The 24,762-nt window shown below is 72.0% G+C and carries 21 protein-coding genes; 9 read left to right on the top strand and 12 right to left on the bottom strand.

Annotation, left to right across the window (positions count from 1 at the left end; all coding sequences use genetic code 11):
* Positions 1–28 precede the first annotated feature (28 nt).
* The 6 genes from purM to G569_RS51245 all read right to left on the bottom strand — a co-directional run bounded on the left by purM (position 29) and on the right by G569_RS51245 (position 5,957).
* Positions 29–1,084: a phosphoribosylformylglycinamidine cyclo-ligase gene (purM, locus tag G569_RS0124515; RefSeq protein ID WP_028065377.1), complete on the bottom strand. Its 1,056-nt coding sequence runs from the start codon at positions 1,082–1,084 to the stop codon at positions 29–31.
* Positions 1,085–1,119: 35 nt separating this feature from the next.
* Positions 1,120–3,081, bottom strand: a complete 1,962-nt coding sequence (locus G569_RS0124510) for a LamG-like jellyroll fold domain-containing protein (RefSeq protein ID WP_245602551.1) — start codon at positions 3,079–3,081, stop codon at positions 1,120–1,122.
* Between the two features lie 39 nt (positions 3,082–3,120).
* The gene (locus G569_RS51255) at positions 3,121–3,888 is read right to left on the bottom strand and encodes an undecaprenyl-diphosphate phosphatase (protein WP_053226926.1); all 768 of its coding nucleotides are present in this window, start codon (positions 3,886–3,888) and stop codon (positions 3,121–3,123) included.
* Entirely contained in the window at positions 3,878–4,519 is a 642-nt protein-coding gene (locus tag G569_RS51250; RefSeq protein ID WP_037498786.1) for a DedA family protein, read from the bottom strand. The genes G569_RS51255 and G569_RS51250 overlap by 11 nt, the downstream gene beginning before the upstream one ends.
* An 83-nt stretch (positions 4,520–4,602) precedes the next feature.
* The gene (locus tag G569_RS0124495; RefSeq protein WP_169542231.1) at positions 4,603–4,998 is read right to left on the bottom strand and encodes an STAS domain-containing protein; all 396 of its coding nucleotides are present in this window, start codon (positions 4,996–4,998) and stop codon (positions 4,603–4,605) included.
* A gap of 155 nt (positions 4,999–5,153) precedes the next feature.
* Positions 5,154–5,957: a hypothetical protein gene (locus G569_RS51245; protein ID WP_037498784.1), complete on the bottom strand. Its 804-nt coding sequence runs from the start codon at positions 5,955–5,957 to the stop codon at positions 5,154–5,156.
* A gap of 53 nt (positions 5,958–6,010) precedes the next feature.
* Between G569_RS51245 and G569_RS0124485 the strand changes: the two genes are divergently transcribed.
* Both G569_RS0124485 and G569_RS0124480 read left to right on the top strand, forming a co-directional pair.
* The gene (locus tag G569_RS0124485; RefSeq protein ID WP_028065374.1) at positions 6,011–7,000 is read left to right on the top strand and encodes a DUF354 domain-containing protein; all 990 of its coding nucleotides are present in this window, start codon (positions 6,011–6,013) and stop codon (positions 6,998–7,000) included.
* 3 nt (positions 7,001–7,003) lie between these two features.
* A complete protein-coding gene (locus tag G569_RS0124480) occupies positions 7,004–7,765 on the top strand; it encodes a crotonobetainyl-CoA--carnitine CoA-transferase (RefSeq protein WP_028065373.1) in 762 nt (253 codons plus the stop codon).
* On the opposite strand, the gene pseI is transcribed toward G569_RS0124480, so the two are convergent.
* From pseI to G569_RS0124460, 4 genes are read right to left on the bottom strand one after another with little or no spacing between them, the layout of a single operon-like run.
* Positions 7,749–8,801 (bottom strand): pseudaminic acid synthase, encoded by a 1,053-nt coding sequence (gene pseI, locus G569_RS0124475; protein ID WP_028065372.1) that lies wholly within the window; start codon positions 8,799–8,801, stop codon positions 7,749–7,751. The two genes, G569_RS0124480 and pseI, sit on opposite strands and share 17 nt — an antisense overlap.
* Positions 8,798–10,690 (bottom strand): NAD-dependent epimerase/dehydratase family protein, encoded by a 1,893-nt coding sequence (locus G569_RS61445; RefSeq protein ID WP_053226925.1) that lies wholly within the window; start codon positions 10,688–10,690, stop codon positions 8,798–8,800. The genes pseI and G569_RS61445 overlap by 4 nt, the downstream gene beginning before the upstream one ends.
* Positions 10,677–11,198: a GNAT family N-acetyltransferase gene (locus tag G569_RS51240; RefSeq protein WP_053226924.1), complete on the bottom strand. Its 522-nt coding sequence runs from the start codon at positions 11,196–11,198 to the stop codon at positions 10,677–10,679. Before G569_RS51240 ends, G569_RS61445 begins: the two co-directional genes overlap by 14 nt.
* A complete protein-coding gene (locus G569_RS0124460) occupies positions 11,195–11,869 on the bottom strand; it encodes an HAD family hydrolase (protein ID WP_028065370.1) in 675 nt (224 codons plus the stop codon). The genes G569_RS51240 and G569_RS0124460 overlap by 4 nt, the downstream gene beginning before the upstream one ends.
* Positions 11,870–11,946: 77 nt before the next feature.
* Here G569_RS0124460 and G569_RS51235 point away from each other — a divergent pair, with 77 nt between their 5' ends.
* The 5 genes from G569_RS51235 to G569_RS0124435 are packed head-to-tail and all read left to right on the top strand — an operon-like array spanning position 11,947 to position 19,891.
* Positions 11,947–13,866 carry a polysaccharide biosynthesis protein gene (locus G569_RS51235; protein ID WP_053226923.1) on the top strand — a complete coding sequence of 640 codons (1,920 nt, stop codon included), beginning with the start codon at positions 11,947–11,949 and terminating at the stop codon, positions 13,864–13,866.
* 18 nt (positions 13,867–13,884) lie between these two features.
* Positions 13,885–14,979: a LytR C-terminal domain-containing protein gene (locus G569_RS0124450; protein WP_028065369.1), complete on the top strand. Its 1,095-nt coding sequence runs from the start codon at positions 13,885–13,887 to the stop codon at positions 14,977–14,979.
* Positions 14,980–14,991: 12 nt separating this feature from the next.
* Entirely contained in the window at positions 14,992–16,869 is a 1,878-nt protein-coding gene (locus G569_RS0124445; protein WP_028065368.1) for a N,N-dimethylformamidase beta subunit family domain-containing protein, read from the top strand.
* Entirely contained in the window at positions 16,866–18,428 is a 1,563-nt protein-coding gene (locus G569_RS0124440; protein ID WP_028065367.1) for an O-antigen ligase family protein, read from the top strand. Before G569_RS0124445 ends, G569_RS0124440 begins: the two co-directional genes overlap by 4 nt.
* On the top strand, positions 18,425–19,891 hold the full coding sequence (locus G569_RS0124435; RefSeq protein ID WP_028065366.1) for an ArnT family glycosyltransferase: 1,467 nt from the start codon (positions 18,425–18,427) through the stop codon (positions 19,889–19,891). The genes G569_RS0124440 and G569_RS0124435 overlap by 4 nt, the downstream gene beginning before the upstream one ends.
* 114 nt (positions 19,892–20,005) lie before the next feature.
* On the opposite strand, the gene G569_RS0124430 is transcribed toward G569_RS0124435, so the two are convergent.
* Complete coding sequence (locus G569_RS0124430; RefSeq protein ID WP_028065365.1) at positions 20,006–21,154, bottom strand: glycosyltransferase family protein; 1,149 nt, start codon at positions 21,152–21,154, stop codon at positions 20,006–20,008.
* Positions 21,155–21,186: 32 nt separating this feature from the next.
* Here G569_RS0124430 and G569_RS0124425 point away from each other — a divergent pair, with 32 nt between their 5' ends.
* The gene (locus tag G569_RS0124425) at positions 21,187–22,656 is read left to right on the top strand and encodes a lipopolysaccharide biosynthesis protein (RefSeq protein WP_028065364.1); all 1,470 of its coding nucleotides are present in this window, start codon (positions 21,187–21,189) and stop codon (positions 22,654–22,656) included.
* Here G569_RS0124425 and G569_RS0124420 read toward each other — a convergent pair.
* A complete protein-coding gene (locus tag G569_RS0124420; RefSeq protein ID WP_028065363.1) occupies positions 22,625–23,569 on the bottom strand; it encodes a glycosyltransferase in 945 nt (314 codons plus the stop codon). The genes G569_RS0124425 and G569_RS0124420 overlap by 32 nt on opposite strands.
* A 60-nt stretch (positions 23,570–23,629) precedes the next feature.
* Between G569_RS0124420 and G569_RS51230 the strand changes: the two genes are divergently transcribed.
* Positions 23,630–24,754, top strand: coding sequence for a S8 family serine peptidase (locus G569_RS51230; RefSeq protein WP_084285500.1), 1,125 nt, complete (start codon positions 23,630–23,632; stop codon positions 24,752–24,754).
* Positions 24,755–24,762 lie beyond the last annotated feature (8 nt).

Raw genomic sequence — 24,762 nt, 5'->3', positions numbered from 1 at the left:
GTCCCTATCGGCAGCCTGCGGCGGGACTTTAGGCGGCGCGCAGACCCGTCTTGTCGCCGATGATGCCCGGCGCGGTGACGCGGCCCGCCTGGTCGGTGACGCCGCCGATCCGGTGGGTGCCCGGGTGGTGCTCGTCCAGCAGCGCAGTCGCCGCGTCGGCATGGGCCTCGGGGACGACGGCGACCAGGCCGCAGCCCATGTTGAAGACCTCCCACGCCTCGGCGTCGGAGACGCCGCCGCGCTCGCGGACGAGGTCGATGACCGGCGGGACGGGCAGCGGGTCGGTGATCGCGAAGCCCACGGCCTCGTTGAGGCGCAGCAGGTTCAGCAGGCCGCCGCCGGTGATGTGGGCGAGGCCGTGGACCGGGACGTCGGAGCGGATCAGCTCGAGCGCCGCGCGGACGTAGATGACGGTCGGCTCGAGCAGGGCGTCGGCGAGCGTGCCGTCGCCGAAGGCGCCGTTGAGGTCGAGGTCCTGCGTCGCGCGGCGCGCCAGCGAGTAGGAGTTCGAGTGCAGGCCGCTGCTCGGCAGGCCGATCAGCGCGTCGCCGGGCGCGATCTCCTCGCCGGTGATCATCTGGTCCAGCGCGACCGTGCCGAAGCAGGTGGCGGTCAGGTCGAAGCCGTTCGGCGACGGGTGGCCCTGGATGAGCTCCGGCAGGATCGCGACCTCGCCGCCGGGGATCTCCACGCCGGCCAGCTCGGCGCCCTTCTTGAGGCCGATCCCGATCTGCTCCATCACCGCGGGGTTGGCCTGTTCGACGGCCAAGTAGTCCAGCAGCGCGATCGGCTCGGCGCCGACGCACACGACGTCGTTGACGTTCATCGCGACGCAGTCGATGCCGACGGTGTCGTAGCGCCCGGTCTGCTCGGCCAGGATCAGTTTGGAGCCGACCCCGTCGGTCCCGACGGCGATGCCGAGGTTCGGTGCGACCTCGAGCACCGCCGCATAGTGGCCGGAGGCGAGCACCGAACGGCTCGCCTTCCCGGTGTCGATCGTCTTCAAGACGCCGACCAGCGCCGCGACCGCGCGGTCGGCGGCGTGCTGGTCCACGCCGGACCGTGCGTACGCGTCGGTGCTCATCGCGCCCGACCGTAGCGCATGGCCCGGCTACGGACCTACGGGCCGGTGGTCCAGGTGGCCCCGTTGGTGAGTACCGCGGCGGCGGTCATCTGTCCGGCCACGGCCGCGCTCGTCCCGGTGCCCTCGTCGAAGTTCCAGAGCCCGATCGTGCTCCCGTCGACATCCGGGTGGACATCGGGGAAGAACGTCCCGGTGTAGCGGGCGCCGGTGGAGTAGCGGACACCGTCGATCGCGCCGTTGAACGGTCCCCACAGGGCGTTGTTGAAGTGCCCGATGCCGATGCGGATCGTCGTCGTGGCCGCCGCGACGTCGATCGCGGCCGGCACCGCGCCGGTGATGGTGTTGTTGGCGAGGCGGCCGTCGACGTAGAAGTCCAGGCGCGTGGACGGCACCCAGACCGCGGCGACGTGGTGCCACTGGCCGTCGTTGACCGCGGCGCTGCCCGTCCGCTGGATGGTGGTGGCCCCGTTCGCGATCGAGATGCTCGGGAAGCCGTTGTTGAGCTCGATCCACCAGGGCTGCTGTCCGGTCCCGTGGCGGTAGCGCGTCATCACGACCTCGCGGACCGTGGCGGTGGTCTTGACCCAGGCCTCCCAGGTGCGGGCCACGGTGTTGGACGCCGCGCTCGGGTCGGCGTTGGCCTCGACGTAGTCGTTGACGCCGTCCAGGTTCACGGCCGAGCCGCTGGTCTTGCAACCGAGCCCGGCCACCCAGTGCACGCCGCCGTCGAGGTCGGCGTCGGCGGCCAGGTCCCCGACGCTGGCGGCCTTGGTCCCGGCGCCTTCGTCGAAGGTCCACAGGGCGATCGTGTTCGCGTCGACGGCCCAGCACTTCAGCGCGAGGAAGTTCTGGTTGTAGCGGGCGGTCTTCGAGTAGCGGACGCTGTCGATGTCGCCGTCGAAGAAGTCGTCGACCGCGCCGTCGTCGGAGCCGGCGCCGATCCGGATCGGCGCGGTGCCGGCCTCGGCGATCGAGGCGGGTGAGCCGGTCCCGCCGCCGAGCGGGCCGTTGGACTTGGTGCCGTCGATGTAGATGTCCAGGCGCGAGCCCGGGACCCAGACGGCGGCGACGTGGTGCCACGTGCCGTCGTTGACCGTCGTGGAGGCGTAGCGGGCGCGATGGGTGGTGCCGTCCTGGATGTGGATGCGGGCGATGCCGTCCTCCATGTCGAGGACCCACGGCGCCTCGCCGCTCGTCGGGAAGCGGCCGACGATCGTCTGGCGCTCGTTGCTGGTGGTCTTGATCCACGCCTCCCAGGTCCGGGCGGTGGTCGTCTGCGCCGCGGCCGGGTCGCTGCCGGCCTCGACGCGGTCGTTGACGCCGTCGAAGTGGAGCGCGTCGCCGCCGCAGTCGAAGGCGTCAGCGAACGTCGCGCCGCCGACGAGGGTGGCGGACGTCGTGATCTGGCCGTCGGCTACCGAGGTCGTGCCGGACTTCTCGTCGAAGTGCCACAGCCCGATCGTGTTGGGGTCGGCGGTGGGGCATTGCTCGGGGGTGAAGGTGTCGTTCGTCGCCCAGCGCGCGCCGGTCGAGTAGCGCACGTTGTCGATCGTGCCGTTGAACGCGCCGAACAGCGCGCCGGCGAAGTGCCCGATGCCGATCCGGATCGTCGTGCTTGCCGAGCCGATGTCGAGGCTGGCCGGGATCGTGCCGGTCAAGGTGCCGTTGTGGTTGGCGCCGTCGACGTAGATGTCCAGGCGGGTGCTCGGGACCCAGACGGCGGCGACGTGGTGCCATTGCCCGTCGTTGACGGCGACGTTCGCGAGCTGGGAGGCGTTCGTGCTCACGTTGTTCTGGACGGCGATGCGGGGGACGCCGTTGTCGAGCTCGAACCACCACGGCTCCTCGCCGCCGGTGTTGCGGTAGCGGGTCATGACGAGCTGGCGGCCGGTGGCGGTGGTCTTGACCCAGGCCTCCCAGGTGCGGGCGGTGGTGTTCTGCGACGCCGTCGGGTCGGCCCCAGCATCCGCGTATTGGTTTGAGCCGTTGAGTTTGATACGGCCAAATACGAGTTCGTCGCGGCGCTGACGCGGCGATTAAAGGTGGCGCCGGTTCGGTCGAAGACCCGCACCCGCGAGAAGCGCGCGCTCGACCGCGTAGGGCCAGAACGGCCGACGCCGTTCGAGGCCGATCAGCCTGAGTGCGGCGGCCGTCCCCGCGAAGGCGGCGGCCGTGCCCGTCGCGACGAGCTCGAGGTCCGCGTCCTTGCGTCCGCGCCACGCCTTCAATGCGGTCGCGCCCGCGAGCACCGGCCCGGCGACGCCGAACGACAGCCGCGAGGCTTCCGCGCGGTCGTACCCGAGCGCCCGGGCGGCCGCGAGCGTCGCCCCGGTCCGCGACACCCCAGGCCAGAGCGCCGCGGCCTGCGCGAGCCCGAGCGCGACCGCGTGGCCGGCCGGCACGTGACCGCGGTCGCCGCGCTCCCCCGTGTTCTCGCCGCGCGCGTCGGCGGCGGTCAGCGCCGCAGCGCCCAAGAGCAGGCCCGCCGCCAGCCCGCGCGGGCCGCCGAGGCGTTCCTCGATCGGCCGTTCCAGCGCGTAGCCCGCGATCACCGGCGGCGCCAGCGACAACGCGAGCGTCCGCAGGTCCGGCCGCGCGCGCCACAGCGCCGGCGCCAGCGCCAGCAGCGCGCCCGCGTGCAGCGCGACCTCGAGCTCCTTGCGGCGTTCCGGCGGCCACGACGCGACCGACCAGCCGAGCAGCTGCGGGACCGCCGCGATGTGGGCGCTCGACGAGACCGGCAGCAGCTCGGTCGCGCCCTGGATCAGCCCGAGGGCGACGACCTGCGCCGTCTCAGGCGGCATCGACGGCGGCGCCCGCCGACCGCCGCCGGCGGTAGCGCACGAACAGCCACACGACGCCGATCGCGATCGCCGCGATCACCGCGTAGTCGATGTAGTGCAGGTGCTCCTTCCAGTCCTCCCAGCGGTCGCCGGCCTGCTTGCCGATGAACGCGATCAGGAAGACCCACGGGATGCAGCCGAGGGTGGTGAAGACGGTGAAGCGGACGAACGGCATCTTCGCCACGCCGGCGGGCAGCGAGATGAAGGTGCGGACGATCGGGAGCATCCGCGAGAAGAAGACGGTGGCGTCGCCGTGGCGCTGGAACCAGCGGTCGGCCGTCTCCAGGTGGTGCGGCTTGATCAGCACCTTGCGACCGTGCTTCTCGATCAGGTCGACGCGGCCGAAGTACCCGATCGCGTACGCGATCCAGGAGCCGACGACGTTCGCCGCCACGCCGACGGCGGTGACCGTCAGCAGCGAGTAGTGACCCTCGGCGACATTGAAGCCGGCGAACAGCATCGTCCCCTCGGAGGGGATCGGCAGGCAGGCGCTCTCGCCGACCATGAGCAGGAAGACGCCGACGAGGCCCATCTTGTCGATCACGTCGACGGCGAACTGGACCAGCGGGTCCGTGATGGATCCGAAAACCACGACGCTCCAAGGTAGCGATTAAGGAGACGGGGCCCGCCCTCACGGCGGAGAACGTGTCGGAGCGTCCGCCGCGAGGGCACCCCTTAGGGCTGGGGCTCGATGCGGGGAAGTGTTAGGGACGAGATCCGCTGCTTGGCCCGCTGGGGCGGGCGGCGGATGTCGGTCTTGGGCCGCAGCATCTTGAGGATCATCACGGCTTGGTCGACGGTGGCCGCGACCGCGGGACGGTGCGCCACGTCATAGGTGCTCAGCCGCTGCGCGACCGACTGCGTCGCGCCCGCGACGATCAGCTCGCCCTTGCGCGCCCGCAGCGCCGCGGCGACCTCGACCAGCGCGTCCAGCACGGGATCGGTGAGGTCGAAGGCCTCGGACAGGTCGAGGATCAGCCAGCGCACCCCGCCGTCCAGCGCGGACTCCACGCGGCGCCGCAGCTGCCCGCTCTCGTTCAACGCGCCCGAGACGTCGATCTGGTGCACCACGTCGTCAAGCCGATGCTCGCGAAAGACCAGCGAGCCCGGCTTCGCTACGGCACGCAGGGACTGGGAGGTGAACATGGCTCGGGGACAGGCGCACGCGGCGCTGGACAAGAAGATATTTCCCGCGCCGCGAGCCCGTCAAGCCTGCAACCCTCCGCTCAACCGATGATCGAGCCGGTGAACGGCTCGGTACCCGCGGCGAGCGTCACGTCAGGACCGCCGTGGGTGCGCATGTACTGGAGCATCTTGCGCAGGTCCGAGACGCCGTTTGAGCCCACCACGGGCGCGAGCTGAAGCGTCGAGAGCACGCCGAACGCGTTGCCCTGGTCGTCCATGAAGCCCGAGCCCGAGTCGCCCGGGATGCCGGGCGAGACGGTGTAGACGAGGTGCGTCCAGCCGCCGCCCTGCGCGCCGAGGCTCTTGCCGATCTTCGGCGAGAGCAGCGTGACGCCCTGGCGCAGCGAGGAGTTGCCGTACGAGTAGACGGTGTCGCCGGTCGCGGTCGTGTCGCCGAGCGCGGTCGGGCCGCCGAGCGTCGGCACCGACGGGTTGACCTTGCCGTAGTCGGCGGGATCGAGCCGGATCAGCCCGATGTCGTTGTAGGCGCAGGTGTCCGCGTCGGTCTCGCCCGCGGACTGCATCGCCGTCCAGCTGTTGTAGACGAGCGTGCCGGGCTTGGACGCGCCTGTCACCTCGACCGGCGTGCCGTTGGGCAGGCTCTGGGTCTGACAGCCGTCGGTGTCGGTCTGTCCGCCCGTGCCCGAGCAGTGGGCGGCCTGGCCGATGTAGACCGTGCCGGCGGCATCGGTGAAGATGAAGTTCGCGGTGCACTGAGCACCGTCGGTGTACGTCATGACGCCCGGATGCACCGTGGCGGAGGAGGCCGGAGCCCAGGCGGACGCGGTCGAGACCCAGGCGAGGGACGCGGCGACGGCGAGGGCGGCGAGAAGGGTGTTGCGCATATCGGCACGAACGTCGTCGCGCCGGAAAACTTGTCCTAACTAACCTCCGCGGCTTGCGCGTCTGGATCGACCTCACCAACTCGCCGCACGTCCTCGTCATGCGGCCCGTCATCGACGTCCTGCGCGCCCGCGGCGACGACGTGCTCGTCACGGCGCGCGATTTCGCGCAGACGCTCGGGCTGCTCGAGCGCTTCCGGATCGACCACACCGCGATCGGCCACCACCGCGGCGGCCGCCTGTCGGCCAAGGGCGTCGGGCTCGCGCAGCGCTCCGGCGCGCTCGTGCGCTGGGCGAGCGGGCGCAGGATCGACGTCGCGCTCGGCCACGGCTCCAACGACATCTCGGTCGCGGCCAAGCTGCTGCGGATCCCGTCCGCGACCGCGTTCGACTACGAGTTCGCGCGCGTCCAGCACACGATCAACGGCCACCTCGCCACCCGCGTCGTGCTGCCGGACGTGATCCCGGCCGAACGCGTCGCGCCGTACGGCATGACGCCGGAGAAGCTGCGGCCCTACGAGGGCCTCAAGGAGGAGTACTACCTGGCGGACTTCGAGCCCGACCAGGCGGTGCTCGCCGAGCTCGGGCTCTCCCGCGAACGCCCGCTGGCGGTCGTGCGCACCCCGCCCGCGGTCTCGCTCTATCACCGCTTCGAGGCACCGGTCTTCACCGCGGTCCTGGACAAGCTCAAGGGCGAGCAGGTCGTCGTGCTCCCGCGCACGCCCGAGCAGCGCGAAGAGCTCGCCCGCGAGGGCGGATTCATCGTCCCCGAGCGGGCGATCGACGCGCAGTCGCTGATCGCGTTCGCCGACCTCGTGATCAGCGCCGGCGGCACGATGAACCGCGAGGCGGTCGCGCTCGGCACGCCCGTCTGGACGACGTTCGAAGGCCGCCTCGGCGCGGTCGACGAGCGTCTGATCGCTGACGGTCGCATGCAGCGGCTGACGAGCGCCGACGAGATCGTGTTCGAGCGCCGCACCGCCGCTTCCGCGCCGCGCATCCGCCGCGACCCCGCCGTGTTCACCGACCTGTTCGTGCAGAGTTAGCCCATGTCGAACGAGCCCTTCCGCACGCTGGTCGCCGCGTCAGAGCAGGACGTCGACGTCCGCGGGCGCGCCCTCGAGCTCTTCAAGGCCAGCCCGATCCCCGACGCCGAGCGCCTGCAGAACCTCGGGCTGCACACGAGCCGCCAGACGCTGGCGCGGATGCTGTTCTTCCATGAGGTCTACAAGCGCATCGTGGGCGTCCACGGCGTCGTCATGGAGTTCGGCGTGCGCTGGGGGCAGGACCTCGCGCTGCTGCAGTCGCTGCGCGGGATCTACGAGCCGTACAACCACACGCGCAAGATCATCGGCTTCGACACCTTCGAGGGCTTCCCGTCCGTCCACGCGGCAGACGGGGCGCACGAGATCATCGAGACGGGCAACTACGGCGTCAGCGAGGGCTACGAGCACTACCTCCGGGAGCTCCTGGCCAACCGCGAGCGCGAGAGCCCGCTGAGCCACATGAACAAGTTCGACCTCGTCAAGGGCGACGTCTCCCAGACGCTCCCGGCCTACCTCGACGAGCACCCGGAGACCGTCGTCGCCTTCGCCTACTTCGACATGGACCTCTACGAGCCGACGCTCGCCGCCCTGGAGGCGCTGCGCGACCGCTTCGTCAAGGGCGCGGTGCTCGGGTTCGACGAGATCGGCCCGGCCCACTTCCCCGGCGAGACGGTGGCGCTGCGCGAGGCGCTCGGGCTGAGCAACGTCCGGCTGCAGCGGCTGCCGATCGACGCCGAGCCGTCGTTCCTCATCTGGGGGGAGTGAGCAGGTCCCAGCTCGCGGGGGTGCCGCGCGCCACGTCGCGCCCCACCCGCTGGCCGAGCAGCGCGTCCAGCTCCGCCGGCGGGAGGCCGTTCGCGGGGCGCACGGAGCGCAGGTTCTCGCTCGTCAGCTCGTCGCCCGCCTCGAGGTCCTGCGTGATGTACAGCGAGCGGCGGTGCGCGAGGCTCGCGGCCTCCTCCGGCAGCGGCCCGTAGCGCGCCTCGCCGAGCGATTGCCGCGCCCGCTCGGTCTCCACGACCAGCGCGCGCAGCTCGTCCGGCTCGAGCGAGAAGGCGGCGTCGACGCCGCCGTCGCTGCGCGCCAGCGTGACGTGCTTCTCGATCACGACCGCGCCCAGCGCGACCGCGGCGATCGGCACGCCGAGCCCGAGTGTGTGGTCTGAGAGGCCGACGAGGCAGCCGAACGCCTGGGCGAGGTGCGGGATCGTGCGCAGGTTCGAGTTGGCCGGGGTCGCCGGGTAGGTGCTCGTGCACTGCAGCAGGACGATCTCGCCCGTTCCCGCCTCGCGGGCGGTCCGCACGGCGGCGTCGATCTCCGCCAGCGTCGCCATCCCGGTCGAGATCACCAGCGGCTTGCCCTGGCTCGCGGCCTTGCGGATCAGCGGGAGGTCGACGATCTCGAACGACGCGATCTTGTACGCGGGCGCGCCGAGGTCGGCGAGGAAGTCGACCGCGGTCGGGTCGAACGGGCTGCTGAACCACTCGAGACCCAGCTCGGCGCAGCGCTGCGCGATCGGCGCGTGCCACTCCCACGGCGTCGAGCCCTCCTGGTAGAGCTCGTACAGCCGCCGCCCCGCCCACGGGCTCTTCGGGTTGTCGATCAGGAACTCGGGCCGGTCGGAGTCGAGCGTGATCGTGTCCGCCGTGTAGGTCTGGAGCTTGAGCACCTGCGCGCCCGCCTCGGCGACCGCGTCGACCACGGCGAGCGCGCGCTCGAGCGAGCCGTTGTGGTTGGCCGACAGCTCAGCGATGATCAAGGGCGGGTGCTCGGGCCCGACCTCGTGGCGCCCGATCCTCATGCCGGCAGCACCAGGTCGGCGGCGTAGCGGACCTGCCGGTGCTCGCCGGGGCGGCGCCGGAACGGGCGGCTCTCGAGCGACTCCCCCGCCGCCTCCAGCCACGCCCACGCGAACGGCTCGAGGCCGGCGGCGATCCCCAGCGTCGACGCCCCGCCGAAGCGCGGGTTGCACTCGATCACGTGCAGCCGCTCGCCGTCGTCGAGCACCTGCAGGACGGCGGGACCGCGGACGCCGAGGTCGGTCGCGATCCGCGCGCACAGCGCCTCGAGCTCGGGCGCCTCGACCGTCACCGTCACCTGCGACTCGCCGCCCTTGACCAGCTCGCGGCGCCGCGCGACCGCCCCCTGCACCGCGCCGGTGCGCGCGACGTAGAGGTCGACGCTGTACTCGGTGCCGGTCACGAACGGCTGGAAGACCGGCGCGTCGAGCGTCGCGGCGTGCGCCTGGGCGGCTTCACGGTCCAGGTCGAGCCCGATGTTCGCCGCTCCCGCCCCGAAGCGCTCCTTGACGACGAAGCGCTCGCCGTCGAGCGCGGCCAGGTCCAGCGAAGCGGGGATCGCCTCCGGGACCGCCTCCGCGAAGGCCAGCTTGTCGAGGCAGACGTCGATCGCCTCCGGGCTCGACACGAGCACGCTGACGCCGTCGAGCCGCTGGCGCGCCCAGAACGCCAGCTCGCCGTCGCGCGTCGGGACGATCAGGCCGATCCCGTGCGTGCGGCAATAGATCTCGATCTGGGCGGCGTCGAGGTCGGCGATCCGCGGCATCGCCCAGAAGCCGTCGGCGAACCAGCGCGTGATCGCGCGCTCGTCGAGGTCGCCGGCGTGCAGCTCGGCGCCGGGCGGCGCAACGTCCTCCAGCGCGGCGCGGACGGACTGCAGGAGCGGGACCTTCGCCGCCGAGCTCGTCACGAGCACGCCGGCGCGGATCGCCTCCTCGACCTCCGGCGCGGCGTGGCGCTCATGCTCGATCAGCAGCGGGATGCCGTCCTCGATGCGATGCGTCGGCGCCCAGCCGATCAGCTCGCGCAGACGGGTCGTGTCGGCGGCGGAGGCCTCCGCGCCCAGGCCCTCCGGCGTCTCGCCGACGGTCGCCACCAGCTCAGGGATGTTCGCCTTGAGCACCTCGACAACCTCGGCCACGCGCCGCGCCTGGCCGGTCGCGAGGTTGACCACGCCGGTCGCATCCGACGCGGCGAGCCGCATCAGGCCCTCGGCGACGTCGTCGGCCAGCACGTAGTCGAACATGCCGTCCGGGCGGTAGACCTCGATCGGCTCGCCCGCGAGCGCCGCGCGCACCCAGCGCGAGACGACGTCGCGCGAGCCGCGGCCGTAGACGCGGAAGATCCGTGCCGAGACGGCGTCGAACCCGGGCACCTCGGGCCGGAAGCCCTGGAAGAACTCGAGCTCGACCTCGTGCAGGAGCTTCGCCGCGCCGCAGACGTTGCGGGGCGCGATCGCGTCGTCCTCGCGCAGCCGCACGGGCTCCTCCGGCGACTCCGCGAAGACGTACCGGGCGCTGTCGTAGGCCAGGTAGCTCGACGCGAACACGACCTTGCGGACGTCCGGGCGGTCCTTGAGCAGGCTCACAAGGTGGTTCGAGAGCCGGACGTTGTGGCGCGAGGTCGGCTCGAAGAAGTCGTAGGTCTCGACCGTGCGCTCGAAGGTCGCCGCGAGGTGGAAGACGACCTCGGGCGCGAACGCGGCCAGCTCGGCGGCGGTCAGCGAGTTCAGGTCGCCGCGGCGGTAGCGGATCCCCGCGTCCCAGTGCCGCGGGCGCGGCTTGAGGTCGCCGACCCACAGCTCGGCTCCCTGCTCGAGCAGCTTCGCGACCAGGGCGGTGCCGATCACGCCGGCGCCGCCGGTGATCAAGACGCGCTTACCGGCCCACATACCCGTGCATGAGGCTGTCGACGTCGCGGCCGTCGATCGTGGTCCGGGCCTCGAGCCGGCCCTCGCGGGCGAAGCCGAAGCCCTCGAGGATCGCCACGTGGTGCGGGCGGATGTCGTAGGTCTCGGTGAACACGCGGCGCAGCCCGAGGTCCGTCAGGGCGACGCCGTCGACGACCAGCGCCAGGAACGCGCGGAAGTCGCGCTCGTAGGTCTCGGGGTCGCCGGCGCGCTCGGGAGCGACCAGGAACGACAGCTCGCCCTCGCCCTTGCTCCAGTCGAGGTTGGTCAACCCGCCGTAGCCGATGGGCTCGTCGTCCTCGAGCAGCGTGACCAGCACCTGGCGCGGCTCCTGCTGGGAGAACGTCGGCTCGATCGCCTGCTCGAAGTAGCGCTGCTGCTGCTCGGGCGAGATCTCCTCGGCCTGGCGCAGCACCGGCATCTGGGCGTTGCGCCAGACGCGGATCGCCTCCATGTCCTCGCGGGCGATCCTTCGCACGGCGTAGCTCATACGAAGACCTCGTCGAGCGTCGCGACGGTCACGTCGGCCTCGTAGGAAGGATCGAGCACCGTCTGGGCGTGATCGCCGGTCTCGCGCTTGACGCGCACGGTCGCGAGCCCGAGGGCGCGCGCACCGATGAAGTCCTTGTTGGGGTTGTCACCCACGTACACCGCGTCGGCGGGCGCCACCCCGAGGTGCTCGAGCGCGGCGCGGTAGGGCACCGCGCTCGGCTTCCAGGCGTCAAGGCCGTAGTCGTCGGACACGACGATGCAGCGTATGCGCTGGTCGAGCCCGAGCGCCTTCAGCTTGCGCCGCTGTACCGAGGCCATCCCGTCGGTAAGAACCCCGACCAGCCTCCCGGCGGCCTCCAGGCGGGCCAGCGCCCGCTCCGCGTCGGGGTAGAGCTCGAGCTGCGGATCGTGCTCGCGGTAGACCGCGACCAGCTCGGCGACACCGACGTCGAGGCCGTGGCGGGCGGCCACGACGTCGAAGACGTGCCCGCGTCCATGCGCCTGCCACTCGCAAACCAGCGCGTTGAAGAGGTCGTCGACCGCCGGCGCGGTGGGCTCGGCGGCGAGCCGGCGGGCGACGGCGGCGAAGCCCGAGCGCACGTAGTCGTGCTCCCGGTAGAGCGTGTCGTCGAGGTCGAAGATCACCGCGCGCCCGCCGTCGTCGGCCATCGGCGAATGAGTGTATGGCGGGTGAAGGTGGGTTAGGAGCGGGTCTTCGCGCCGCACGGCCCAATACACTGCCCCGGATGCGCCGGCGGCTCCGCAGCGCAGCCTTTCCGATCCACCGTCACGCGCTTCCGCAGCTGGCGATGGATGCCGGGCTGGTCGCACTCGCCTACTACCTCGCCTATCGGCTGAGGTTCGACGAGGGCATCCCGACCTGGTACATGGACCTGTTCTGGCGGACGCTGGCGTTCGCCATCGTCGGCTCCCTGGCCTGCTTCGTGCTCGTCGGGATGTACCGGCATTGGATGCGCTACTCGTCGCAGCGCGAGTACTTCAAGATCGCGCAGGGCGTGGTCCTCGCGGTGCTGGCGCTCATCGGCTACGTGGCGGTCGTCCAGCCGCAGCTGATCAACACGGGCTCCTACGGCTTCGTCGCCCGCTCGGTTCCGGTCGGCGTGCTCACGCTGTTCGGCCTGCTGATGGGCGCGTTCCTCACCGGCACGCGCTACCTCGTCCACTTCGCCTACGGCAAGCCGTTCAACGGCTTCCGGGCCCGGCGTGACGCCCGCTCGGTCCTGATCGTCGGCGCCGGCGACGGCGGCCACGAGCTCCTGCACGAGCTGCGCAAGAGCCCGGAGCTCGGCTACCGGCCGGTCGGCTTCATCGACGACGACCCGGCCAAGAAGGGCATCGTGCTCGGCACGACCGACGAGCTGGACGAGGTCCTCGAGGACGTCGAACCGGACGAGGTCCTGATCGCGATCCCGTCGGCGCCCGGCACGCTGCGCGCCAAGGTCGTCAGCGCCTGCCGCGCCCGCAACATCACCGTGCGCACGATGCCGACCGTCTTCGAGCTGCTGCAGAACGGCGGCACGCTCACCCGCCAGCTGCGCGACGTGCAGATCGAGGACGTGCTGGGCCGCGAGCCGGTGCGGATGGAGATCGAGCTCGTCGGCGGCTACCTGACCGGCCGGTGCGTGCTCGTGACGGGCGCGGGCGGATCGATCGGTTCCGAGCTCTGCCGCCAGATCGCCCGCGTGAACCCGAGCAAGCTCGTCCTGCTCGACAACGGCGAGGCGAACCTGTTCGAGATCGAGCGCGAGCTCGTCGGCGAGCGCCACATCGGCTTCACCGTCGCGGTCCTGGCCGACGTCAAGGACACCGAGCGGATCGGCGAGATCTTCGCCGAGCACCGCCCGGAGGTCGTCTTCCACGCCGCCGCCTACAAGCACGTGGGGCTGATGCAGGACAACCCGGTCGAGGCGGTGCGCAACAACGCGCTCGCGACCCGGGCGCTGACCGAGCTCGCGGGCGAGTACGGCGTCGCCACGTTCGTCCTCGTCTCCACCGACAAGGCGGTCGCGCCGGCGACGGTCATGGGCGCGTCCAAGGCGCTCGCGGAGTGGGCGGTCGAGGCCGCCAACGCGCGGTTCGAGCACACGGCGTTCTCCGCGGTGCGCTTCGGCAACGTCCTCGGCTCCTCGGGCTCGGTCGTGCCGATCTTCCGCCGCCAGATCCGCCAGGGCGGTCCCGTGACGGTGACCGACCCGCAGATGACGCGCTTCTTCATGACGATCCCGGAGGCGGTCCAGCTCGTGATCCGCTCGGGCCACCTCGCCAAGGGCGGCGAGGTCTACGCGCTCGAGATGGGCGACCCCGTGAGCATCTACGGGCTGGCGCAGGACATGATCCGCTTCTCCGGCCTCGAGCCCGACCGCGACATCGCGATCGAGATCATCGGCGCCCGCCCCGGCGAGAAGCTGCACGAGCAGCTGTTCAACCCGTACGAGCGGCCCGCGACGACCGAGGCGAAGAAGATCCTCAGAGCCGCCCGCCCGGCAGTCGACCCGGCGTGGGTGGAGTACGTCTTCGACAAGGTCGCGCTGCTCGTCGCCGAGGGCGACGCCGCCGGCCTGGCGGCCGCCGTGGGCGAGCTTGCAGGGGGTCGTACCGATGTTGTCGAAGCAACCGGTGAGTCGCCGGCTCATCCGGCCTCCTAGACTCTCCTGCTCGGCTCCATGGTGCTGATCGCGTTCTCGCTCCAGGACCAGGTCGAGAAGTACGGCGCGTACATAGGTATCGCCGCCTTCTTCGGTCTGGCCATTCTCTCCCTGCTGTACTTCGCCCAGGCGCGCGAAGTCAAACGCCTGCGCGAATGGGCGGGGCGTGCGCCCGAGCGCGCGGCCGAGCTGGAGCTCGCGGTGGCCGAGCACGCCCAGGAGGTGCGTCGCGCGCCGGTGACGCCCGTCCCCGCGCCGCAGCCGGTGGTCGCGCAGCCGCTCTCGCCCTCCGTCGCCGCCACCAACGGCGTGGTCAAGCTCAAGCCCGAGGAGGTCGCGGCGCTGGCGTTCGCGCGCGCCGCGGGCGTCCACGAGCCGCATGAGCCGAAGGCGCATCCTGAGCCGGTCGCCGCGGCCGTCGCCGAGCCCGAGACGCAGGTGGCGCAGCCCGCGCAGGCGCTCAACGGCGGGAACGGCCACACGCGGGCGGTTCCCGCGCCGGTGACGCCCGCCGCGCGCCGTGCCGACGTCCCGCCGCCGCCCCCGCTTCCGCCGCGCCGCGCGAGCGCCGCCCGCCGTCCGGTCGCGCCGCCGCCCGAGCGCGAAGGCTCCGGGATGCTCGCCGTGATCCTGACGGCGATCGTGGGCGTCATCGCGATCGGCGCCGTGCTCTTCTTCTTCGTCCTGCGCGGCGGCGACGAGCCGAAGACGGCCGCCAACAACACGCCCAAGGTCGAGACCACGTCCACGCCCGCGCCGGACGCGACCGAGGCGCCGGCCAAGCAGACGCCCGCCCCGACCAAGGACACCGCGTTGATCGCGGTCTACAACGGCACCGGGATCGAGGGCCTCGCGAAGCAGCAGACGGAGCTGCTGCGGCAGGAGGGCTACCCGCAGGACAACCTCGCGGCCGACAACGCCCCGCCCGACCAGCCGCGCCAGAGCTCGGTGGTCATGTACCGCCGGGGCTCCAAGACGGTCGCGGCGCAGGTCGCCGACACCCTCGGCATCTCCGCCGTCCAGCAGCTCGACGACGCCACTCAGCAGTTGATCGCCAACTCGCCGAAGAAGTGGAACGTGGTCGTCATCGTCGGCAACGACAAAACGAATTAACGGACGGGTGTCATGACCATCGTCGCCAGGGTGGCCTTCCTGGTGCTGGTGGGGGCCTCGTTCTCGGCCTTCTTCGTCGCACAGCGGCTCAAGAGCACGCCTCCGGTGATCGAGGTCCGGGCGATCACGCTGTACTTCTCGCCCAACGGCGACGGCAAGAAGGACGTCAACCGGATCTCGCTCAGGCTGCGGGTGAGCGACGACGCCACGATCGACGTCGTCAACCTCGACGGCGACCGGGTCAAGCGGCTGGCCGACAGCACGCCGATGGTCGCCCACCGCCCGCTGCGGCTGGTGTGGGACGGGACGGGCGACGACGGCCGCGTCGTCCCGGACGGCCAGTACCGGCTGCGGGTCGCGCTGCGCAAGGAGAACCGCTCCGCCACCGTGCAGAAGACGACGACGGTGGACACGCGCGCGCCGACGTCCCAGGTGTGCGTGGGCACGCCGTGCTCGGACACCAAGAACGTCGGGAACATCGTCTCCCAGGGCGATCGCGCGATCAAGATCTACATCAAGGGCGTCTCGCCGACCCTCGCCACGAGGTTCAAGCTGTTCAGGACCGACGAGGGCAAGCCGCGCCAGGTCGCGACGTTGCCGAACCTGGCGGCGGGCCTGCACCGCCTGACGTGGGAGGGCCTGGTCGAGGGCAAGCCGCTGCCGCCGGGCACGTACCTCGTCCAGTCCGAGGTCCGCGACAAGGCGGGCAACCGGGGGATCACGCCGGCCGAGTTCGAGGTCGGGGCGATTCCGGGGCGTCCGGGCCTGACGGTGCGCGGGTTGGCCGCGCAGCCGCCGCTGCGGCCGGTCACCGCGGGCCAGCGGGTCGAGTTCCACGTCGACGCGCGCGGCGCCCAGTACCGCTGGCGTGTCCGCCGCGTGGGGGACTCCGCGGTCCGTAAGCGCGGCACGGAGACCGCGGCGGTGCTCGCGTTCCGCGCGCCGCAGGGCCCGTCCGGGGTCTACCTGCTCGAGTTGCGCTCCGGACGTTGGCACACCGCCGTTCCGTTCCTCGTCCAAGCGGAGAAGCGATCGAGCATCCTGCTCGTCGTGCCCACGATCAGCTGGCTCGGGACCGACAAGGTCGACGACCGTCCGTTCGACGGCCTCCCGAACACGTTGACCGACGGCGGCACGGTGCGCTGGCCGCGCGCGTTCGCCGGGACCGACGGGCTCCCCGCCGGCTGGTCGGAGCTCGCGCCGCTGCTGGTCTGGCTCGACCGCCAGAAGATCCGCTACGACCTCACGAGCGACCTCGACCTCGACCTCACCCGCAACCCGCGTGCGTCCGACCGCACCGGCGTGCTGTTCGCCGGGTCCGAGCACTGGATCACCCGCCCGCTGGCCAAGCGGCTGCGCAGCTACGTGAACTCCGGCGGGCGGGTCGCGATGTTCGGGGCGGACTCGATGCGCCGCGGCGTGCGCCTGCGTGTCTACACCGACGGCGAGGCGGGGACGCTTTCGCGGGCGACGCAGCCGACGGCCACCGATCCCTTCGGCGCGCGCTTCGGCAAGCCGCGCACCCTCCTGGCGCCGGTGACGCTCTCGCAGTTCGAAGGCGACGAGCAGTACGGGCTGATGGAAGGCGCCACCGACCTGGCCGGCTTCAAGGAGCTCGAGGAGTCCAACCTCGTCGAGGGCAAGGCGAACCTGGCCTCGGTGGGGCAGCCCTTGACGCCTGAGGAGGAGTCCGCGGCGGTCGCGTCCGGGAAGGACCCGCGCGAGATCCGTCCTGCTTTGAGCGCGACGCAGCTCGGCAAGGGCGTCGTGATCCGCGTCGGGCTGCCGGAGTGGACCGGCAAGCTCGCAGACGGCAACGTGGCGCAGGTGACGCACAACATCATCGACATCCTGCGCAAGGTCGAGCCCACGATCCGGTCGGCGCGATGAGCGATACGTCGGCGTTCTCGGACGGGGTGTTGATCACGGGCATGGTCGTGGCCGCCGCGCTGGCGGCCGGCGCGGTGCTCGGGCGCACGGTGCGCGGGCGGGCGTGGGCGATGCTCGGCGCGCTCGTCGTCACGCCGGTCCTGCTGGTCGGGGAGATCTGGAACTCGCCGCAGCTCGAGTCCGTCCGCGATCGCGGGCCGGCGGCGCTCGTCGCGGCGGGTGTCGCGGCGGGCGTGTTCGGCGCCTTGGCGTGGCTGTTCGCGCGCAAGCCTGAGGCGATGGGCGTGGCGGCGCTGGCGACGCTGCCGTTCCGCGTGCCGGTCCAGTCGGGCGGGTCGACGTCCAACCTGCTCGTGCCGCTCTACGTGGTGATCGGGGCGGGTGCGGTGGCCTGGATCGTGCCGCGCCTGGGCGCTCGCCGGGCGGGCGAGCCGGCGGAGCGCTCGCGCGCGTTGGAGTGGGTCCTGCTCGGCGGGATCGTGCTCTACGCGGTCCAGAGCGTCTACGCCGACAACTCGGCGAAGGCGTTCGAGCAGGTCGTGTTCTTCTACGTGCCGTTCGCGCTGCTGTTCGCGCTGCTGCGCGGGCTGCCGTGGACACCGCGGGCGCTCGCCTGGGGCGGCGGGACGCTCGTCGCCTTGGCGCTGGTGTTCGCCGGGGTCGGCTTCTGGGAGTTCCAGACGCGGCATCTGCTGCTGAACCCCAAGGTGATCGCGTCCAATCAGGTCGAGGAGTACTTCCGGGTCAACTCCCTCTTCTTCGACCCGAACATCTACGGGCGCTTCCTGGCGCTGGTGATGATCGGGCTGGCGTCGGTGCTGATCTGGACGCGGCGGACGCGGTCGATCTGGTTGACGATCGCGGCGCTGGTGGTGCTGTGGGGCGGGCTGATCACGACCTTGTCGCAGTCGAGCTTCGCGGCGCTCCTGCTCGGCCTGGCGGTGCTCGCGTGGCTGCGCTGGGGCGGGAAGGTGGTCGCGCTGCCGGTCGTCGCCGCGATCGCCGCGGGCGTGGTGATCGTCGTCGCCTTCCCGGGCGCGCTGCGGCTGGACCTCGGGGACTCGGGGTCGATCGACAAGGCCACGTCGGGGCGCTTCGACCTGATGCGCGGCGGCATCGACCTCGCGCGCGAGAAGCCGCTGCTCGGCTGGGGCTCGGGCGCCTTCAACGCCGAGTACCGCGCCCACGAGAAGAGCTCCGGCCGTGAGGCCACGGCGGCCTCGCACACGATCCCGATCACGGTCGCGGCCGAGCAGGGCATCGTCGGCTTCGCGGCCTACGTCGCGCTGCTGGTCCTCGCCTTCATCCGGCTGCTGCGCGGCGCCCGCGGCTCCCCCGTGCGGGCGGCGATCGCGGCCGCCTTCGCCGCGCTCGTGCTGCACACGTGGCTCTACGCCGCCTTCCTCGAGGACCCGGTGACCTGGACGCTGCTCGCCCTCGGCACGGCGCTCGCGTTCCCGCCGGGGAAGCCCCAGCAGCAGGGCGAGGACGCGGCGGCGGCGCTCAACGGCCACCGCCGCGAGCCGGTAGTCGTGGCGCGCTCGGCACCGTCGTCGTGAGCGGCAGCCGCTTCGCGCGGCCGGTCGAGTACGCGGGGCTGGCGGTCGCCGTCGCCGTCGCCGTCCTCGTCTGGGCCGTCACCCGCACCTATCCGAACTACGACTCCTACTACCACCTCGTCTGGGGGCGGCAGCTCCTGGACGGGATGGAGCCGACGTTCACCGCGTACGCGGCTCCGACCCAGCACCCGCTGTACGTCGCTCTCGGGGCTCTGCTCGGGCTGGTGTTCGGGGAGAGCGCGGACCGCGTGCTGGTGCTCGTCTGCCTGCTGTCGCACGCGGCGCTGGTGTTCGGGACGTACCGGCTCGGCGCCGAGGTCTTCGGCCGCTGGTCGGGCCTCGTGGCGGCGCTGTTCGTCGCGGCGAGCGCGTCGTTCCTGCTCTACGCGGCCCGGGGCTACGTCGACGCGCCGTTCCTGGCGCTGGTCGTCTGGGCGGGCGTCCTGGCGGCGACCGACCGCTCCCCGTGGCCGTTGCTCGTCCTGGCGGGCCTCCTGCGCCCCGAGGCGTGGGTGCTGACGGGCCTGGCGTGGCTCGCGACGCTGTGGCCGCCCCGGCCCGCCGCGCCGCCCACCCCCGCGTCGCGGCGCCGCCGTCTCGCGCCCCGCGCGCGGCCGCCGCTCGTCGCGACGGTCGCGCTCGTCTTCGCCCCCGCCTTCTGGGCGCTCACGGACTGGATCGTGACGGGCGATCCGCTCCACTCCCTGCACGCGACGTCGGAGCTCGCCGACGACCTCGGGCGGGTGCGGGGGCTCCAGCACGTGCCGGGGTCCTTCGTCTCGTTCGTCGGCGCCACCGTCCGGCCGCCCGTCGCGGTCCTGGCCCCGATCGGGGCCGTGCTGGCCTGGCGGCTGCTCGGCTGGCGGCGGGTGCGGGTCCCGCTCGCGCTGTTCGCCGCGGGCGTGATCACGTTCGTGGGCACCGGTGCCCTCGGCCTCTCGATCCTGCCGCGCTACCTGACCGTGCCGGCCGTCGCGCTCTGCCTGTTCGCCGGGTACGCGCTCGTCGGCTTCACCTCGCTCGCGGCCGACCACCCGTGGCGCCGCCGCTGGGCTCAGGGCTCCGCCGCCGCGACCGCCGTCGGCGCGATCGGCCTGATCATCCTCGCCCCGTCGATCACCAACGTCCGCGAGGAGGTGCGCTTCATCCGCGCCACCCACGACTCGCTGATCGCGACGCTCGACGACCCCGCGGTCCGGCAGGGCCTGCGCTGCGGCACGCTCACCTTCCCGACCTACCGCCTCGTCCCCGACGCCAAGTGGCACCTCGAGGATGCCTCGATCGGCGCCCGCTCCGCGGCTCGTCGCGCGACAGGGGTGGAGGTCTTCGCGCTCGGCCAGAAGGCGCTCAAGCGCTACGGCCTCGCGGCGGGGACGTCCCCCTCGGTGAACGTGCCGTCAGAGGGGTTCGTCCCGATCGCGCGCCACGGCATCCTCGCCGCCTACGCGCGCTGCGCCCCCTAGCCGGCGACGAACTCGCATGATCCTCCTGCGGGGGCAAACACGCGGAAAACCGCGGAAACGCGCACCGGCCTGCGTGTTTGCGGACGACAGACACTCGCGCGGGTTCGTTCTCGCCTAGACGCGCTCGGACCCGAGGCGCCCGGACTCGATCCCCAAGGCCTCCATCCGCTCGAACAGCGGCTTGTTCTGCGTGTGCGCCGTCTGCGCCAACGCCCACTCGCGCAGCTCGACGTCCGGTCGCACCCGCACACCCGCCTGCGCTCGCAGCGCAGCCACCCACTCGTCCACCGACGAGGCGATCGTCACCGCCCGCGCCCAGGTGCGCACGCCCGCCAGATCCGGGGAGACCGTGCGCCGGCCGAGCCGGGCGTACTTCAGGATCCGGTACGGCAAAGCGGTGTCGTTGAACTCGGACTGCTCGAACGGGACGATCCCGACGTCGGCCAACGCGATCAGGCGCGCGGCCTCCTCGTCGGAGCGCCGTCCGAGCCAGACGGCGTTCGGCGCCCGGCGCAACGCCTGGAAGTCCCCATCGCCGCCTGACTCGTCCGCGTGCCATGCGCCGATCAGCAGCAGGACGAGCTCCGGCATCGCTTCGCAGACCGAGCGCAGCAGCTTCCAGTCGGTGCGGTGCCCCAGATGTCCGAGAGAGACGGCTACGACCGTCGAGCCCGGGTCCGGGGCGGGGAAGGAGTCGGCGGCCAACGGGACGAGCAGCGACGTACCGCCTTCCTCCCGCGCGATCTCCCCCAACGCCTCGGAGACGACGACCGTCACCGCCGCCCGCAGCGTCGCGGCCAGGTGGAGCTCCTCCAACCGCGCACGCTGGCGCGCCGAGGCGTCGTAGGCGACCTCGTAGCGGTCCCAGCGCCAGTACCAGAGCTCGGCGTCGGGATGCATCGCGATCAGCCCCCGCGCGAGCGGATATTGCAGCGGATGGAAGATCACGATCGCGCGCGGGACGCCCGGGAGCCGCAGGCGGCGGGCCTGCGTGGCGGCGAGCCCGTCGGCGACCGAGGCGGGGATCCGCAGGTAGGCGCCGTACGGCACGCGAGCGGGCTCGACGGCGACGACGCCCGGGGCGGCCAGGAGGTCCTCGGCCTGGTCGCGCAGGATGAAGGACTCGAGCTCACGCGGGAGCAGCAACACGCAGATCGGCGGCTCCTCGTCGCCGCCCGCACGCGCGGCCCGCTCGGCGAGGCCGCCGAGCGAGTAGGGCGTCTTGCCCGCACGCCATCCGAAGCCGCCGGCCGGGTCGGTCATGTCACGGGCAGACGCTAGCGTCTCCCCTCGCGATGACGAGCTATCTGCGACGGCTGCTGCGCACAGGGGCGGCCTATCAGCTCGCCGACGCGGTCTCCAAGGTGGTCGCGCTCGCGCTGCTGCCGATCTACACGAACCATCTCACGCCCGCCGACTACGGCACGGCGGAGCTGATGCTGACGACGATCATCCTCGTCTCGATCGTGCTGCGGCTGGGGCTCGGGGAAGCGCTGGTGCGCTTCCACTTCGACGACGCGGACCCCGAGCGGCGACGGCAGATCGCCCGCACCGCCACCGGCACGCTCTTCGCGGTAACGACCGTCGCGGCGATCGTCGCGGCGGCATGCGCCGGCCCGATCAGCGACGCGCTGCTCGACGCCCACGAGCCCGACGTCATCCGCGCCGCCGCGCTCGGCCTGTGGGCGTTCACGAACCTCGAGCTCGCCTACGCCCTGCTCAGAGTCGAGGAGCGGGCGAGGGCGTTCGCCACCGCGTCGCTGATCAACGTCGGCCTCACCGTCATCGGCACCGTCTACCTCGTGGTGGTCAAGGACCAGGGCGCGATCGGCCTCCTGCTCGGCAACTACATCGCGTCCGCGATCGTCCTGATCGGCCTGTGGTGGACCGAGCGCGACGCGTTCGGCTTCCGCCGCGGCGGGATCGACCGGGCCCACCTCGGCTCGATGCTCCGCTTCGGCCTCCCGACGGTCCCGGCCGAGGTCAGCGTCTTCGCCCTGTTCTTCATCGACCGCTTCTGGCTGTTCCGCTTCGAGGGCGCGGCGGAGGCCGGCCTGTACTCGCTCAGCGTCAAGCTCGCGGGCGTCGTCGTCTTCACCGTGCGCGCGTTCCAGTACGCGTGGCCGCCGCTCGCGTACAGCATCGAGTCCGACGAGGAAGCGAGCCGCGTCTACGCCCGCATCACGACGTACTACGTGCTCTTCACCGGCGTGGTCGTCGCCGGCCTGGTGCTGCTCGGCCGCTGGCTGGTGCGGATCTTCGCGGCCCCCGAGTTCTTCGGCGCCCATGAGGCCCTTCCCTGGGTGAGCCTCGGCTGGGCCCTCTACGGCCTGTTCCTGGTCCTCGTGGCGATGGCCGGGCGCGCCAAGGTGACGGTCCGCAACGCACCGGCCGCACTCGTCGGCCTGCTGATCAACGTCGCGCTGCTCGCCCTGCTCGTCCCGCCGCTCGGCATCGCGGGGGCGGGCCTCGCGCTGGCGGGCGCCTACGTCGTGATGCTCGTCGTGATGTACCTGCTGATCCGCAACCTGTTCCCGGTCGCGTTCGAGTGGTCCCGGCTGGCCAGCTTCACGCTGATCGCGGGCGGGATCGCGACCGCGGGGGAGCTGCTGCTGCCCACCGACGGCGTCACCGGCTTCGTCACCCGCGCGCTCGCGCTGGCCGCGATCGCCCCAGCGCTCTACCTCGCGCGCTTCTTCCGGCCGGGCGAGCTGCTCGCCGCCCGCGGCCTGCTCAGGCGGACGGTCCCCTCAACCGGCGGTTGAACTCGTCCGCTCCCTCGGCGAGTCCCTCGCCGCGGTTGGGCCGCAGCGTCGCCGTGACGTGCTTGAGGTACCGCTTCGGGTCGTGCCCGGGCAAGACCAGCGCCCCCGCGGCGCGCAACGCGTACGACCAGGCCGTCAGGTAGCGCACGAGCGCCGCCGAGACCGCCGAGTGGTGCTTGCGCATGTAGCGGTCGCGGTTGCGGGAGAACTCCACGATCCGCCGCGTGGGGACGTTGCCGGTGGAGAGCTGCTCGTGGTGCACGGCGCGCGCCCCCGGCACGTAGAGCGTGTGCCACCCGGCCGTCGCGAGGCGCCGGCAGAAGTCGACCTCGTCGGAGTAGACGAAGAACTGCGGGTCGAAGAAGGCGATCTCGACGGCGGCCTCGCGCCGGACGAGCATCGCCGCCGACTGCACCCAGTCCACCCGCCGCACGTCCTCCCCGCTGCTCTGCACGACGAGTGACTTGTGCAGGAACATGGCGGTCAACAGCGCCGTGCCGGGCGACGGGAAGCGCCATGCCGAGGGCTGCTGCTCGCCGTCGGGGCGGACGAGCATCGCACCCGCCGCGCCGGCGCGCTCGTCGGCGGCGAGCGCCGCATGCAGCGCGACCGTCGCCCCCGGCTCGAGCTCGGAGTCCTCGTTGAGCAACAGGCAGAAGCGGCCGCGCGCCCGCTGCAGGAGCTCGGAGTCGTTGACCCCTTTGCCGCGGCGCTCCGTCAGCGCGATCACCTCCGTGGTGACGGGATGCTGGCGCGCGACGTCGGCCGAACCGTCCTGCGACGCGTTGTCGAGCACGAGGACCTCGGTCTCGAAGTCGACCGTCGCACGCTCGCGCGCGATCGCGTCCAGGCAATAGCGCAGGAGGCCGCGCTGCTCGGTATTGACGACGCAGAAGCTGATCTCGACGGGCAAGGGTCATGCATCTTGGCGCACTGCCCGCCAGTTTTGGTGCCCGCGCGCGTTGGAGCCCGCATGAAACGGGTTAGGTGGGCGGTGCTCGGCGCCGCCGCAGTCTTGGTCGCGCCGGCATCGGCGGGCGCCGCCGACAACAGCGTGATCGTCAAGTACAAGGCCGGCTCGGCGGCGAAAGCCGCCGACGTGCTGGGGACGATCGCCGCCAACGGCGCGCAGGTTGTCCGGGTGGCGGGGGATCCGGCGGCGGCCGCGGCGAAGCTCGCTCGCTCGCCCGGGGTCGAGTACGCGGAGCCCAACCGGGAGCTGCACGCGCTCGGCACGCCCAACGACCCGCTGTTCAACCAGCTCTACGGCCTGACGAAGATGCAGGCGCCCGCCGGCTGGGACCTCGTCGGTTACCCCAACATCCCCTCCACCACCGTGGGGATCGTCGACACCGGGATCGACGCGGCACACGAAGACCTCTCCGGCAAGGTCGTGGCCTGCGCGAGCGTCGGCCTGCTGTTCAACACCGTCCGCGAGGGCTCCTGCGCCGACGACAACGACCACGGCACGCACGTCGCGGGCACGATCGCGGCCAAGGCCAACAACGGCGTCGGCGTCGCGGGCGTCTCCTACAACTCCAACCTGGCGATCTGCAAGGCGCTCAACGCGGTCGGCTCAGGCACCACAGCGGGCGTCGCGAACTGCATCACCTACCTCGCCGGCAAGGGCGTGAAGGTGATCTCGATGTCGCTCGGCGGCGGCGCGTCGACCACGCTGCAGACCGCCGTGCGCAACGCGACCAACGCCGGGTCGCTGATCGTCGCGGCCGCGGGCAACGACGGTGACGCGACGCTCAACTACCCGGCGGCCTACGCCGAGGTCGTCTCGGTGGCCGCCGTCGACTCGGGCGACGCCCGCGCCTCCTTCTCCAACGCGAACGACGACGTCGAGATCGCCGCGGCGGGCGTGGACGTGCTCTCGACCAAGCGCGGCGGCGGCTACGTCAAGTTCTCCGGCACCTCGATGGCGACCCCGCACGTCGCGGGCGTCGCGGCGCTGATCCGGGCTCAGAACCCGGGCCTCACCGTCGCCCAGGCGCGTGCGAAGCTCGATGCCGCCGTCGACGACCTCGGCCCGGCCGGCCGCGACCCGCAGTTCGGCTTCGGCCGCGTGAACCTGGTCAAGGCCTTGTCGTAGTCTGCGAC

The organism is Solirubrobacter soli DSM 22325, assembly GCF_000423665.1.
Taxonomy (GTDB): domain Bacteria; phylum Actinomycetota; class Thermoleophilia; order Solirubrobacterales; family Solirubrobacteraceae; genus Solirubrobacter; species Solirubrobacter soli.
Note: the sequence above shows the minus strand (reverse complement) of the source record. Positions and strands in the feature narration are given on the sequence as shown.

Bases quoted from the DNA above. Each gene is read 5' to 3' on its own strand.
- G569_RS0124450 (WP_028065369.1), top strand. From the start codon at position 13,885: ATGGTGCTGATCGCGTTCTCGCTCCAGGACCAGGTCGAGAAGTACGGC.
- G569_RS51230 (WP_084285500.1), top strand. From the start codon at position 23,630: ATGAAACGGGTTAGGTGGGCGGTGCTCGGCGCCGCCGCAGTCTTGGTC.
- G569_RS0124460 (WP_028065370.1), bottom strand. From the start codon at position 11,869: ATGGCCGACGACGGCGGGCGCGCGGTGATCTTCGACCTCGACGACACG.
- G569_RS51245 (WP_037498784.1), bottom strand. From the start codon at position 5,957: ATGCGCAACACCCTTCTCGCCGCCCTCGCCGTCGCCGCGTCCCTCGCC.
- pseI (WP_028065372.1), bottom strand. From the start codon at position 8,801: ATGAGGATCGGGCGCCACGAGGTCGGGCCCGAGCACCCGCCCTTGATC.
- G569_RS0124425 (WP_028065364.1), top strand. From the start codon at position 21,187: ATGACGAGCTATCTGCGACGGCTGCTGCGCACAGGGGCGGCCTATCAG.
- G569_RS51235 (WP_053226923.1), top strand. From the start codon at position 11,947: ATGCGCCGGCGGCTCCGCAGCGCAGCCTTTCCGATCCACCGTCACGCG.
- G569_RS51255 (WP_053226926.1), bottom strand. From the start codon at position 3,888: ATGCCGCCTGAGACGGCGCAGGTCGTCGCCCTCGGGCTGATCCAGGGC.
- G569_RS51240 (WP_053226924.1), bottom strand. From the start codon at position 11,198: ATGAGCTACGCCGTGCGAAGGATCGCCCGCGAGGACATGGAGGCGATC.
- G569_RS0124480 (WP_028065373.1), top strand. From the start codon at position 7,004: ATGTCGAACGAGCCCTTCCGCACGCTGGTCGCCGCGTCAGAGCAGGAC.
- G569_RS0124430 (WP_028065365.1), bottom strand. From the start codon at position 21,154: ATGACCGACCCGGCCGGCGGCTTCGGATGGCGTGCGGGCAAGACGCCC.
- purM (WP_028065377.1), bottom strand. From the start codon at position 1,084: ATGAGCACCGACGCGTACGCACGGTCCGGCGTGGACCAGCACGCCGCC.
- G569_RS0124440 (WP_028065367.1), top strand. From the start codon at position 16,866: ATGAGCGATACGTCGGCGTTCTCGGACGGGGTGTTGATCACGGGCATG.
- G569_RS61445 (WP_053226925.1), bottom strand. From the start codon at position 10,690: ATGTGGGCCGGTAAGCGCGTCTTGATCACCGGCGGCGCCGGCGTGATC.
- G569_RS0124445 (WP_028065368.1), top strand. From the start codon at position 14,992: ATGACCATCGTCGCCAGGGTGGCCTTCCTGGTGCTGGTGGGGGCCTCG.